The 13,116-nt window shown below is 40.1% G+C and carries 13 protein-coding genes and 1 pseudogene; 11 read left to right on the top strand and 3 right to left on the bottom strand.

Going from position 1 to position 13,116, the window contains the following annotated elements; translation table 11 throughout:
* Nucleotides 1-26 precede the first annotated feature (26 nt).
* Nucleotides 27-1,667, bottom strand: a complete 1,641-nt coding sequence (locus H6G14_RS08305) for an iron uptake porin (protein ID WP_190566718.1) — start codon at nt 1,665-1,667, stop codon at nt 27-29.
* A 1,119-nt stretch (nt 1,668-2,786) separates the two neighbouring features.
* Between H6G14_RS08305 and phnC the strand changes: the two genes are divergently transcribed.
* The 4 genes from phnC (at nt 2,787) to phnE (ending at nt 6,638) form a co-directional block, all read left to right on the top strand.
* Nucleotides 2,787-3,584 (top strand): phosphonate ABC transporter ATP-binding protein, encoded by a 798-nt coding sequence (gene phnC, locus H6G14_RS08300; RefSeq protein WP_190566716.1) that lies wholly within the window; start codon nt 2,787-2,789, stop codon nt 3,582-3,584.
* Nucleotides 3,585-3,682: 98 nt separating this feature from the next.
* Nucleotides 3,683-4,693: a phosphonate ABC transporter substrate-binding protein gene (gene phnD, locus H6G14_RS08295; RefSeq protein ID WP_190566714.1), complete on the top strand. Its 1,011-nt coding sequence runs from the start codon at nt 3,683-3,685 to the stop codon at nt 4,691-4,693.
* A 94-nt stretch (nt 4,694-4,787) separates the two neighbouring features.
* Nucleotides 4,788-5,789 carry a phosphonate ABC transporter substrate-binding protein gene (phnD, locus tag H6G14_RS08290; RefSeq protein WP_190566712.1) on the top strand — a complete coding sequence of 334 codons (1,002 nt, stop codon included), beginning with the start codon at nt 4,788-4,790 and terminating at the stop codon, nt 5,787-5,789.
* Between the two features lie 75 nt (nt 5,790-5,864).
* Complete coding sequence (phnE, locus tag H6G14_RS08285; RefSeq protein WP_199326090.1) at nt 5,865-6,638, top strand: phosphonate ABC transporter, permease protein PhnE; 774 nt, start codon at nt 5,865-5,867, stop codon at nt 6,636-6,638.
* A 71-nt stretch (nt 6,639-6,709) separates the two neighbouring features.
* Here the strand turns inward: phnE and H6G14_RS08280 are convergent, their stop codons facing one another.
* Nucleotides 6,710-7,078: a four helix bundle protein gene (locus tag H6G14_RS08280; RefSeq protein WP_190566708.1), complete on the bottom strand. Its 369-nt coding sequence runs from the start codon at nt 7,076-7,078 to the stop codon at nt 6,710-6,712.
* A 135-nt stretch (nt 7,079-7,213) separates the two neighbouring features.
* On the opposite strand from H6G14_RS08280, the gene H6G14_RS08275 reads away from it, so the two are divergent.
* Nucleotides 7,214-7,465 carry a hypothetical protein gene (locus tag H6G14_RS08275; protein WP_190566706.1) on the top strand — a complete coding sequence of 84 codons (252 nt, stop codon included), beginning with the start codon at nt 7,214-7,216 and terminating at the stop codon, nt 7,463-7,465.
* Here the strand turns inward: H6G14_RS08275 and phnF are convergent.
* The gene (gene phnF / locus H6G14_RS08270; RefSeq protein WP_338421184.1) at nt 7,451-8,275 is read right to left on the bottom strand and encodes a phosphonate metabolism transcriptional regulator PhnF; all 825 of its coding nucleotides are present in this window, start codon (nt 8,273-8,275) and stop codon (nt 7,451-7,453) included. The genes H6G14_RS08275 and phnF overlap by 15 nt on opposite strands.
* 154 nt (nt 8,276-8,429) lie before the next feature.
* On the opposite strand from phnF, the gene phnG reads away from it, so the two are divergent.
* The 6 genes and pseudogenes from phnG to H6G14_RS08245 all read left to right on the top strand — a co-directional run bounded on the left by phnG (nt 8,430) and on the right by H6G14_RS08245 (nt 13,026).
* Nucleotides 8,430-8,885: a phosphonate C-P lyase system protein PhnG gene (gene phnG / locus H6G14_RS08265; RefSeq protein ID WP_190566704.1), complete on the top strand. Its 456-nt coding sequence runs from the start codon at nt 8,430-8,432 to the stop codon at nt 8,883-8,885.
* 73 nt (nt 8,886-8,958) lie between these two features.
* On the top strand, nt 8,959-9,558 hold the full coding sequence (phnH, locus tag H6G14_RS08260; RefSeq protein WP_190566702.1) for a phosphonate C-P lyase system protein PhnH: 600 nt from the start codon (nt 8,959-8,961) through the stop codon (nt 9,556-9,558).
* Entirely contained in the window at nt 9,548-10,009 is a 462-nt protein-coding gene (locus H6G14_RS08255) for a GNAT family N-acetyltransferase (RefSeq protein WP_190566700.1), read from the top strand. Before phnH ends, H6G14_RS08255 begins: the two co-directional genes overlap by 11 nt.
* Nucleotides 10,010-10,044: 35 nt before the next feature.
* Nucleotides 10,045-11,292, top strand: a complete 1,248-nt coding sequence (locus H6G14_RS08250; RefSeq protein WP_190566765.1) for a carbon-phosphorus lyase complex subunit — start codon at nt 10,045-10,047, stop codon at nt 11,290-11,292.
* A gap of 54 nt (nt 11,293-11,346) precedes the next feature.
* Nucleotides 11,347-11,748, top strand: a pseudogene (locus H6G14_RS34320) (fosfomycin resistance glutathione transferase); the annotation flags it as partial.
* Nucleotides 11,740-13,026: an alpha-D-ribose 1-methylphosphonate 5-triphosphate diphosphatase gene (locus H6G14_RS08245; protein ID WP_242053381.1), complete on the top strand. Its 1,287-nt coding sequence runs from the start codon at nt 11,740-11,742 to the stop codon at nt 13,024-13,026. The pseudogene H6G14_RS34320 and the gene H6G14_RS08245, both read left to right, overlap by 9 nt.
* Nucleotides 13,027-13,116 lie beyond the last annotated feature (90 nt).

Genomic DNA, 13,116 nt, shown 5'->3' with positions numbered 1-13,116 from the left:
GCTACGGCTATATTTCAGCAAATTCGTTAGAAACTAAAAGTAGTACGCACTACTCCCACATAGATATTAGGGTTGCTGCTGTTACCTTCAGGGTTAAAAATAGTGATAACTCCTGGGGTAATAGCAATGTTGTCATTCAGCTTATATCTATAAAAAGCCTCTAAATGATAGGAGGTATCATCGTCTTGACGGCGATTATTACCACTGACGAATTGATTGTTAGCAACGTAAGGCGGCGCACCAAACACAAGGCCACCAAAATTTCCTTCTCTACCCAAATCAGGAAATCCTAGCTGCACAGCCCAATTCCAAATGTCTGCGTCACTCCTAGCAACAGTTGTGTTCTCAGCTTGGGCATTGGCGTAGCTACCCCAAGCTGTGACAGTAAAGTTAGGACTAAGTTTGTAATTGGCAGTGACACTGTAGTTATTGACAGAAGTTCGCGCACCATTAAATGGGTTATTAGCAAAGCCAGTACCAGTGCTACCTGTAACTCCACTACCTTCGGTGTAATAGGCGTTGACATACGTGAAAGCCAAACTCAATTCTGAGGTTGGTTGGAAGGTGAGTTGACCTAATGCAGAGTAACTACCATTAAAAATACCTCTACCGTTACTAGGGTCATTACCAATACCTGATGGAACAACGTAACCAGCAGTTAAGCTCAAAGCATCATTGAACTTGTGACTAACGATGATACCCGGCCCTTCTGTAGCCCGATAAATTGGGTTATAACGCCCAAAACGAGATAGCGCACCTGAACCACTAGAGTCAAAGTTGCGGCTGAGTCCGGGTACTTCATCAATATATTCCAACCCTTCAGTTGCTAGGCTAATCATTGTGGATTCGCCCACAGGGAAACGGTAAAACAAAGCCGATACGCTGACATTATTGGATTCATTACCATCAAACCCTAAGCGAGTTTGGTTAGTCCCAGTGACAGCTGTATTGAATGAAGTAATATTTCTTCCTTGTAACCTAACCCTGAGGCGGTCTTTACCAGTGAAGCTAGTGTCAAAGTTCAATCGGACGCGATCGCCAAAAATCACATTTTCATCAAGATTCGCTCTGCTAGCGCCACGATTTTCAGCATCGGTGTTAATTGCTCTATCAGAACCAAATACACTAGCCAATGCGAAAATAGCTTCTCCTCGCAGTTTAGTAGTTGTGGAGAATTGTTGTGATTCTAAAGTAACAGTACGAGCTTCTAGAGCATCTACTTGACCTCGAACAGTTTGCAATTCAGATACATATTCTTCTTGTAGCTTTTGCAGTGTTGCTAGGTCTTCTTTGTTGACCAGTTCAGCAGTGCTAGTAGCTATAAGTTGATTGATCTGATCTAAACAAGCATTTAAACCAGCCGCAAACTCATAACGAGTCAAAGCACGATTACCACGAAAAGTTTGGTTAGGATAGCCTGCTATACAACCGTATCTTTCCACCAGGGATTGCAAAGCCTGAAAAGCCCAGTCTGTTGGTTTGACATCAGAAAGCTGTGAAACTGAAGTTACTTGTCCGATAGTCTCAGCACTACTAAAACTGGATGGTTGATTGATTTTCGGTTCCTGGGTTACAAGCACTTCAGAACTCATAACTGGTGTTGCAACTATGAATAAGCCCAAAATTGCTGGACTAAATAACAAAGTATTTACCCAAAACTTTTGCATAAATGTATCCTCACACCTGGTAGAAACTGGCGAAAATAATTTTTTTCACATTGATTGCCGTTAGCAAAATAGATTTATACCGTTTCTTAATGAAGATGTCCTTTGTTCTGGACTGTAGAGGTGTTACATAGAACGTCTCTACATCATTTATTTGGTGTAACTTCATAGAGAATTGGTATTACTAATCAAGCTGTGAATTTAATATTCAATTGCCAAAAAAGTGAATATTTGACAAGAAAAAGTTAATTATCTGGAAGAAAGATTTTTTAAATTAACTTAAACAATATCAAAGCATAATTACTCACCACACACCAGAGATTGTCTTGAAATAAAAACAATTGTCATTTATTTACCTATTCTTAATTAAATGGCTCATTAGTTATTAAAGATTTTCTGTAAAAGAACTCCAAACAATAAATCAATTCAAAATTCAAAATTAAAGACAGCCACCCACAAGGGGAAGCCAGTCTCGTGGGCGGGTTTCCCGACTTGAGAGAACTGGCGTTGGGGTTTCTACCTACCTTGTGAGATAAGAATTTTTTCTCTGACGAGACGCTACCGCGAACTTCCACCAGGGGCGAGGTTTTGTTGGCGCAGCCTTCCCGTAGGGTACCTAGCTTTTTCCGATAAATTCATCTGCTTAAGTTTGTTGACTGTTGACTGTCAACCGTCAAAAATTTCGATGGAATATTCTTTTACTTGAAATTCCCTAAGTAGTAGGACTTATATTTATTTTTTAATCATTAATTAAATTCTTTTTTATTAAAAATTAGTCTCTTGTTAATTTAAACTTAATTAAAATATGTGTATTAATTTTGATGCCATAAAAATCAATAAGGTGATACGCACCCAAATCAAATATTTTTGCGTCAGGGCTGTCCATAGTCAAGAGTCCAGAGTCAAAGGCTAGCTTGGACTGTGGACTTTGGACTTTTGACAACCTGAGTGCGAAATATACAATTTAAATGCGTAACAGCTTATTGTACATAAGTATATTTGTAATCACCTCATTCATTAGGCTGATAAGTAAGTAATTAATCTATAATTTAGTATTTTCTTAATTGGTTATTAACCAATTAATAGTATTAATTTTGAGCAGAGACATATAAATGTCAAAAAATGACAACTACCGTGGCTATAGAAGTTAGTAATCTCTCCAAGAGTTTCAAAGGTAAGACAGCACTTAAAAATGTATACTGCTCCATCAATGAGGGAGAAATGGTTGCCCTTATAGGTGCATCTGGCTCAGGCAAATCTACACTTTTGCGGCACATCAACGGCCTGCATATTGGAGATGCTGGAACAGTTTATATTTTTGGTACAGTCTTACAAAGTAAAGGAAAAGTACACTCGAAAATTACATCTTTACGAAGCCAGATGGGCTGTATATTCCAACAGTTTAATTTAGTCAATCGGTTAACAGTCATCGAAAATGTTCTTGTTGGTAACTTAGCAAGATTATCTATTTTGCGCTCAATATTACGTTTATTTTCTAAAGAAGAAAAAGCCCAAGCACTTGCTGCGTTAGAGAGAGTAGGTATTATTGAACACGCTTACAAACGGGCATCTAAGCTGTCTGGAGGACAACAGCAACGAGTGGCGATCGCCCGTTGTTTGGTGCAAGGAGCGAAAATCATCCTGGCTGATGAACCAATTGCGTCTTTAGATCCTGAGTCAGCGCGGAAAGTCATGGAGTTACTTGTGCAGTTAAATCGCCAAAGTGGAATTACCGTAGTTGCTTCTCTACATCAGATTCAGATGGTGCGTAGTTACTTTGACCGGGCGATCGCTCTTAAAGATGGAGAAGTGATGTTTGATGGTGCAACTTTGGAACTAGATGACAAAAAACTCAATGAAATTTACGGTACAGCAGCAGAAGAACTGGTAATGCGAGGACATGGCGAACTACTCGTGTAATTTCCATCAATTTCCACGTCACTGCTTTTAAAAAACAATGACTCTTGGCTACTTATCTGAGAAATTTAAGCCTCAAAAATATAACATAGGAATCAATTATGAAAAGAAGATTATTTATTGAGCGATCTGCTTTATTTGGTGCATCTTTAATAGGAACTAAAACTATTTCCAGTACCGCCAATAACTGGATTGAACCAGTACAAGCTGCCCCTATTAAAGAACTTAATTTTGGGATTATTTCTACAGAATCTCAAGCTAATCAAAGACCTTTGTGGGAACCTTTTATTGCCGCTTTATCAAAGTCTATAGGTATTCCCGTTAGAGCCTTCTATGCTACTCAATACGCAGGGGTAATTGAAGCCATGCGTTTTGGTCAAGTACACATAGCTTGGTATGGCGGTAAATCCTATATCGAAGCTGCCAGAATTGCTAATGCAGAAGCCTTTGCTCAGACAGTTGCTACTGATGGCAAGAAAGGCTACTACTCTCACTTAATTGCTAATAAAAGTAATCCAATCACAGCAGCTGCTAAAAGACAAGGGGGAGACAAGTATGTGCTGCAAAACTCTGCCAAGCTGACTTTTGCTTTCAACGAACCTAACTCAACCTCTGGATTTTTAGTACCAAGTTATTATATCTTCGCTAAAAACAAGGTTGACCCCAAAAAAGTATTTAAACGCTTAATTTTTTCCGGTAGCCATGAAGCAACAGCCTTAGCGATCGCTAATAATCAGGTAGATGTAGCTACAAACAATAACGAGTCATTAGAGAGATTAGAAAAAACCAATCCCTCAGCACGCAAGAAGATTGAAATCATCTGGACATCACCCATTATTCCCAGTGACCCGATTGCTTACCGTAAGGACTTACCGGAAGATGTTAAGAAGAAGTTACGTAATTTCTTCTACAACTTTAAAGATAGAAAAATTCTCGAACCTCTACAGTGGTCAGCATTAGTTCCGGCTAATGATAAAACCTGGAATCCTATTCGTGAATTAGATATTGCTAAACAAGTTTTAGAATTGCAATCCAAAACTGGTCTGAGCGATGCAGATAAGAAGAAGTTGAACAATCTCAATAGTCAACTACGTGCGCTTCAAGGACGTTAATTATTCTTTTGTGTTGACTGTTGACGGTTAACTGTTAGCAGTCAACAGTCAACAGTCAACAGTTAACAAACCTCTTTATCCCACAACTAGGTTTATGAACAGAAGGACATTTATTCAGCAGGCTTCTTTGTTTACCATAACTTTAGCAAGCTCCAAGATACTTTCAGCCTGTAATTCCAACGTTAATGATAGTAACGCAGCAATTAAAGAAATTAACTTTGGTGTTCTGTCTACAGAATCTCAAGATAATCAAAAACCAATTTGGGAACCTTTTGCTGCTGCTATGTCTCAGGAAGTTGGTATCCCCATTAAACCATTCTATGTTACACAGTATGCCGCAGTTATAGAAGCTATGCGTTTTGGTAAAGTTCAAGCAGCTTGGTTAGGTGGTAAATCTTATATTGAAGCAGCGAGAGTTGCTAATGCAGAAGCTTTTGCTCAGGTTGTAAGTGCAGATGGAACTAGAGGCTACTATTCTCATTTAATTGCTAATAAAGATAATCCCATTACGGCGGAAGCTAAAGCAGTCGGTGGTGATAAATATGTGATTCAGAATGCTGCTAAACTTACCTTTGCTTTTAATGAACCCAATTCTACTTCTGGGTTTTTAGTCCCCAGTTACTATATTTTTACCAAAAATAATATTGAACCAAAAAAAGCTTTTAAACGCTTGATTTTTGCCGGTAATCATGAAGCTTGCGCTCTGGCTGTAGCAAATAAACAGGTAGATGTAGCTACTGTCAGCAATGAAGCATTAAATCGTTTGGAAAGAACCAACCCTACAGCCAGAAAGAAGATTGAAATTATTTGGCAATCACCTTTAATTCCTAGTGATCCGATTGTTTATCGTCAGGATTTACCAGCAGATATAAAAAAAAGATTGCAAAATTTTTTCTATAACTATAAAGATGCAAAAGTTTTAACACCATTTGAAATTTCTGGTTTTGTCCCGGCTGAAGACAAAAATTGGCATACAATTCGAGAACTAGAAATTGCTAAAAAAATCCAAGAAACTCAAGCCAAAGAAAATCTTAGCGCGCAAGAAAAACAGCAAAAAATAGCAGAACTAAATCAGCAACTCAAAGAGATTGAATAAATTTACATTTATAGGTATAAAAAAGTGCGATCGCAAAATAAATTAATTAGTAACTTATCACCTAGCGTAGTAGCAATGCTAGACCAAGAAGCAAAACTTGTGAATACCAAAAAAGTTTTGTTTCTTTTAGTAATTGCTGCTGTATTGATTTTTGCTTATAACCAAAGCGAGTTAAATTTCCTTGTACTTCTGCAACGGGGAGACAATATGACGGAATATACACGTTCATATTTCCCGCCAGACTTTAGCGATTGGAGATATTATTTTTCAGAAACGCTAATCACTATATCGATGGGAATTTGGGGAACTTTAATGGCGGCGATCGCAGCTGTCCCTCTATCTATCTTAGCATCTAATAATATGTGTCCAGTATGGGTTGTACAACCAACACGCCGCGTCTTAGATGCTATGCGTGCTATTAATGAAATCGTCTTTGCATTAATATTTGTAGTTGCTGTAGGGTTAGGGCCATTTGCTGGCGTATTAGCTTTATTTGTCCATACTACAGGCATTTTGGGTAAGCTCTTCTCAGAAGCGGTAGAATCAATTGAATCAGGCCCAGTAGAAGGAATTAGAGCTACTGGCGCAAGTCATATTCAAGAAGTTATTTATGGCGTGATTCCCCAAGTAATGCCTTTGTGGACTTCTTTCACTCTCTATCGATTTGAATCAAATGTGCGTTCTGCTTCTGTATTAGGAATAGTCGGGGCTGGTGGTATCGGAGTTTCCTTATATCAGAGTTTTGGGTCATTTGAATACCAAAAAGTCTGTGCAATTCTCATTATTTTGGTTGTGACTACTGGTGTTATTGATTTACTCTCGGCAAAGGTTAGGGAGTGGTTGGTTTAGTTCTATGGTTGAATGTTGACTGTTGACTGTTGACTGTTGACTGTTGACTGTTGACAGGTGACAGGTGACTGTTAAATATTATCTGACTTTTTTTTGAGGGAGTTAAGATAAGCGTTTAATTTAGGTGATAATTCATTAATCATTGGTTTAATCTTATCTATTTGTTCTTGAGTCAAAAGTTTTCGCTTATAAGCAAGTCTTAACCAATGTCTTGTTTCGTTTAAAGAATCTCTAGCTATTTTTATAAATCTTTGATTATCCTGTAAATTATAACGACCATTTCCCTCTGCAATATTAGCACCTATGCTGTCTGCCGATTTGACAATTTGTTTTCCAATTGTATCCTTTGCAAAGTAATCCCATTTCTGCACAATAAACCAAATTTCATTGGCTAGATTTTCTGATAATTGATAAACTCGCAAATTTTGGAAGGTTTCCATAATTGTTGATGCTTGACGGTTGACGGTTGACGGTTGATGGTTGACGGTTGACGGTTGACGGTTGACGGTTGATGGTTGACGGTTGACGGTTGACGGTTGACGGTTGACAGTTGATTGTTAAACTAACCCAAAAAAGTGTTTAAAGTCACCAGTCATCAGTCACCAGTCATCAGTCATCAGTCACCAATCACCAGTCACCAGTCATCAGTCACCAGTCATCAGTCACCAGTCATCAGTCACCAGTCATCAGTCACCAGTCACCAGTCATCAGTCACCAGTCATCAGTCACCAGTCATCAGTCACCAGTCACCAGTCACCAGTCATCAATCATCAGTCACCAGTCATCAGTCATCAGTCATCAATCATCAGTCATCAGTCATCAATTAAATTATTTTCAAAAAATAACTCCATGCGATCGCCTCGCAGTCGAGTTACACCATATTCAATTACGTTACCGGCTTGATCAACGTTGACTGATTCGGCTAATAAGATGGGTTGATTGAGGGGTATTTGTAGCCATTTTGCATCTTGAGGTTGCACTAGACGAGCCGAAACACAGGTACTACGGCGGATATGATCACATCCATAGACCTGCTGTAACAACTGAGATATTGATTGCTGTTCTCGTAAAAACTTGATATTTTTCGGCTCTAAAAAATCAGGGAAACGCTTGAGAGGAAAATATCCTGTACCCACACTAATGGGTTCTTCATCTGCTAAACCTAAACGTTCAATTAACGCTACTGGCTCACCACAAGGAATCTCTAATCCTTTAGCAACAGCATCATCCGCAAGTACTTCTAAAACGCGTAGCAGTTGAAATTTTGCTTGTAAACCTTGTGTTTTCAGGGTTTGGTTGTAACGTACTCGCTTACCAATAGCATAGCGGATGGTTTTGGCTGCGACAAAAGTCCCCCGTCCTCGGTCAACTCGTAACAATCCTTCAGTTTTCAGAAGAGCGATCGCTTGTCTGAGGGTATGGCGATTGACTGCAAACTGTTCTGCTAACTTGGTTTCCGTTGGTAGCTGTTCCCCTAGTTGATAAATCCCTTGATGAATGTTTTGCCTTAGTTTGTCAGCAATCTGGACATAAATTGGCATTATTTCGTTCATGTATCGATTATTAATAAATAGGGTTGACTGATGACTGTTGACTGATGACGGTTGACTGTTAACTGATGACTGATGACCGTTCACAGTTAACCGTCAACCGTCAACTTATGCCTTTTTAGGAGTGGGATGATCTAATCAATATTAGATTGTCAACTTGTGAGAATTGCGTTAATCTACTTACATCTAGATGTCTAGACAAGTTAAGAATAGTTTAAAACAAAATACCGCAAACTGACTTATGCCTACTGTGATACAGCGACAAGCATGGATGGCAACATTAGCTAAAGCCGAGTTAGAGCTATTAGAAAAACTGGTAAACAAATTAGGTACTTTGCCGAAATATAGCTTTTTACGCTGTCCAGAGATTGGTCTAGCAATGGTGCGAGGACGTGCTGGGGGTACAGGAGAGGCATTTAACTTGGGAGAAATTACCATGACTCGCTGTGTTGTGCAGTTAGAGAATCAAGGAGAAGAAGCATTAGCTGGATTTGGGTATGTTGCAGGGCGATCGCACCGTCATGCAGAACTAGCTGCTGTTTGTGATGCGTTACTACAAACCTCATATTGGTATGACCAAATTCAGGCTGAAGTAATTCAACCCTTACAAGCAGAATATCAACAGCAGCAAGAACTTAAGCAGCGTCAAGCAGCAGCTACTCAGGTTAATTTCTTCACGATGGTCAGGGGGGAATAGGAGATAGCTGTTGATTGATGACTGATGACTGATGACTGATGACTGATGACTGTTGATTGATGACTAATAACTAATGAATAAGGTTACTTTTTTTCCTGGTTTACAAGATCCGATTCATGATGCTCAGAGGACGTTTCGAGGGTTGCTGGATGCTCATGCTCGACCTGGGACACCTTATCAAATCAGTGCTGAGATGAGTGTACCTCTGGGTTTAACGCCTGTTTGTGGCGCGGCTTGTTTGACTTTGCTGGATTTGGATGTTGTGATCTGGCTACAGCCGAGTTTTAATGCTCAAGTGAGGGATTGGTTGTTGTTCCATTCTGGTTGTCGTTTTACTGAGTACCCAGAGGAGGCAAACTTTGCTTTAATTCAAGATTTGGCTGTGTTGTCAGAATTATCCATTTTTAACTGGGGGACAGCAGAAAAACCGGAAGCATCAACAACGTTGTTAGTACAGGTGGAAAGTTTCGAGATGGGACAACCTGTGATGTTGACAGGGCCGGGAATTTTAGATCAATGTGCGATCGCTCCTAAACTTCCCCGCCATTTTTGGGACTTCTGGATGCAGAATCACCGAGCCTATCCACAAGGCGTAGATGTATTTTTATTTACAGAAAATGCAGTCATGGGATTACCACGCACCGCTAAACCAGAGGTGTACTATGGCTCTTGAGATTCGTATTGCTACTCATGAGGATTGGTCTGTATTAAATCAGCTATATGCTGATATGGATGGTGAGCCACCTTTACCCAACGATGATTTAGAAAAAATCTTCGCAGAAATCGCACAAGTTCCTAATTACCACATATATATTGCCTATTTAAATCAGCAACCTGTAGGCACTTTTAGCCTCCTCTATGCACCAACGATGATGCACCGGGGATATCACAAATTTGCAGTCCTAGATTCAGTAACAGTAATTTCTTCAATGCGAGGAGAGGGTATTGGTAGCCAAATGGTAAAAGCTGCGCTCAAACTCAGTGCTGATGCTGGGTGCTATAAAGTCATGCTCTCTTCCAATTTAAAACGCGATCGCGCCCATCAATTCTATCAATCACTAGGCTTCGAGCAGCATGGCTGGAGTTTTAAATGCGTACTCCAACCAACCCAAAATTTTGGATAATCCCCAGTCAACCGTCAACCATCAACAAAAAATATATGCCATACGTTGCAGTAAAAGGTGGTGAACAGGCAATTCAAAATGCAGAAGCACTCTTGCAAAGCCGACGCAGAGGTGATCCTGCAATTCCCGAATTGACCTTAGACCAGATTGAACAACAACTTACCCTAGCAGTAGAACGGGTAATGTGTGAGGGTAGTTTATATGATAGAGAGTTAGCAGCCCTAGCTATTAAACAATCTTGGGGTGATTTAGTCGAAGCGATTTTCTTATTACGCGCCTATCGTACAACACTACCCCGCTTTTACTACAGCCAGCCTCTAGACACCAGTAAAATGCAGCTTCAGCGCCGCATTTCTGCCATTTTTAAAGATGTACCAGGAGGACAAAGGTTAGGGACTACCTTCGACTACATCCACCGCCTACTAGACTTTAAGTTGATTGCAGAAGGACAAGTTCCTACAGCACCAGAAGCAGAAGGAATTACAGAACCAGTTCCCCGTGTAATTGACACTCTAGATCGAGAAGGATTGATGCAGGCAGAGGGGTATAGGGGTGTAGGGGTTCAGGGGTGTAGGGGTGTAGGGGAAGAATTTGGCAATAATTCCCAGTCATCAATCAACAGTCAACAGTCAACAGTCAACCATCAACCACCCTTTGACATAACTCGCCAACCATTGACCTTTCCGGCGGGACGGGATGCGAGACTGCAAAATCTAGCGCGTGCAGATGAGGGTTTTTTACTATCTCTGGCTTATTCTACACAGCGAGGCTATGGCAGAAATCATCCTTTTGCGGGTGAGATTCGCATGGGGGAAGTAGAGGTGGTGATTTGCCCTGAAGAATTGGGATTTGAAATAGCGATCGCAGATATTACTGTCACCGAAGTGCAAATGGTCAATCAGTTTAAAGGTAGTAAAGAATTACCTGCTCAATTTACCCGTGGCTATGGTTTGACCTTTGGTTACAACGAACGTAAAGCCATGTCAATGGCGCTGGTAGATAGAGCGATGCGTGCTGAGGAATTAGGGGAAACAATTCAAGGCCCAGCCCAAAGTGTCGAGTTTGTCCTTTCCCATTCCGACAACGTAGAAGCACAAGGTTTTGTCCAACACCTCAAACTCCCGCACTACATTGACTTTCAATCCGAATTAAATCTAGTGAGGAAGATTAGACAACAACAAATAAATAATCAATCGCCAGATTCAAATATTACGTTGAAAGAATCTCAGCCTTTAGAAAATCAAAATTTAAATCAAGAAAATTCTCCCGTTGGTAAGGTCTAAGTATTTTCAACCCCTACACCCCTAAACCCTTATACCCCTACACCCTCTTTCAGAATGATTACAGGAATCAACCACATTACTTTATCTGTCTCCGACTTGGAGAAATCTTTGAAATTTTATACAGAAATTATAGGTTGTCAAGCGATCGCTCAATGGCAAAGAGGTGTTTATCTATTAGCGGGTGATTTGTGGTTGTGTCTATCTTTAGATGCCAACACACGCACAAATCCTATAGATGAATACACCCATATTGCTTTTAGTATCCCTAAAGATAAGTTTCCAGAATATAGCGATCGCCTGAAAATATTAGGAATCAAACAGTGGAAACAAAATACAAGTGAAGGCGATTCTATATATATTCTCGACCCCGATTACCACAAACTAGAACTTCATGTGGGTGATTTACATTCCAGGATAGCCGCAACTAAAAAAGCCCCCTATGAAGGAATGAAATTTTTTATTGAATCAGTCAACAATCAACAGTCAACAGTCAACAGTCAACAGTCAACCATCAACAGTCAACAGTCAACAGTCAACAGTCAACAGTCAACAGTCAACCATCAAACTAATACAAAAATTGCTATTCAAGGAGTAAATGTATTAACTCCCGATGGTTGGCTTAATGATGCCACAGTTTTAATTGAAGATGGGCAATTTACCAATATTGATCAAGCAATTACTCCTGACGGATATCAGTTGATCAATGCTCAAAACTTCCAAATGTTGCCGGGAATTATTGACTTACACGGCGATGCTTTTGAGCGAATGATTTGCCCACGCCCTGGAGTTAACTTTCCTCTACCAATAGCGATCGCTGATAATGACCGCAACCTCTTAGCATCGGGTATCACCACTTTTTACTGTTCAATCACCGACTCTTACGAACCAGGATTACGTAGCCGAGATTCTGCTCGTGCTTTAATTGACTTCATCTTAGGGACAGGTAAACAAGTTTTAAATTGCAATCATCGGATTCATATTCGACATGAAGAGGCAAACATAGCAGAACATCAAGAGTTGTGTGATTGGATAGTATCCGGTCAAGTGCATCTTTTATCTATCAACGATCACCTACCACCACCAGGAAATCACCGGAGATTGAACCGTTATCTCAACAGTGTGAAGCAAAGATCATCCATGTCCATAGAAGAGATTGAAGAATTAATCACCCAAGTTACAGCACAGCGACATGAAGGAGATGGACAAATACAAGAACTGGTGGATTTAGCTCATACATATAATATCCCCCTTGCATCCCACGATGATGATAGCCCAGAGAAGGTAAAACTCAGTCAACAACGGCGAGTAGCGATCGCTGAATTTCCCGCAACTGTAGACTTAGCAGCTCAATCTCGTGAATATGGTGCAGCCGTCCTCATGGGTGCGCCTAACTTAGTACGTGGCGGTTCTCACCTGGGCTTAATGAGTGTAGCTGAAGCTGTGAAACATAACGTTATTGATTGTCTTTGCTCAGATTATCATTACCCTTCCTTATTTTACGCCCCCTTCAAGCTGCAAGAATTAGGCTTAATGTCCTTTGAACAAGCATGGTCATTAGTTTCCAGCCGACCAGCAGAAGCGGCGGGGATAAGCGATCGCAAAGGTAAAATCGCCCCAGGTTTAGACGCTGATTTCCTATTGATATCTCCTCACAATTCCTTACCTTCTGCAATTACGGCGATAGCATCCGTATATGTAGCAGGAAAAGAAGTTGCAAGATATCAAACCCATTAACAATTCAAAATTCAAAATTCAAAATTCAAAATTCAAAATTCAAAAATAAATACCCCAGTCAACAGTCAACAGCCAACAGCCAACAGTCAT

The organism is Nostoc parmelioides FACHB-3921 (assembly GCF_014696625.1).
In the GTDB taxonomy this organism is placed as follows: domain Bacteria; phylum Cyanobacteriota; class Cyanobacteriia; order Cyanobacteriales; family Nostocaceae; genus Trichormus; species Trichormus parmelioides.
This window is presented reverse-complemented; position numbering and strand designations above follow the sequence as displayed.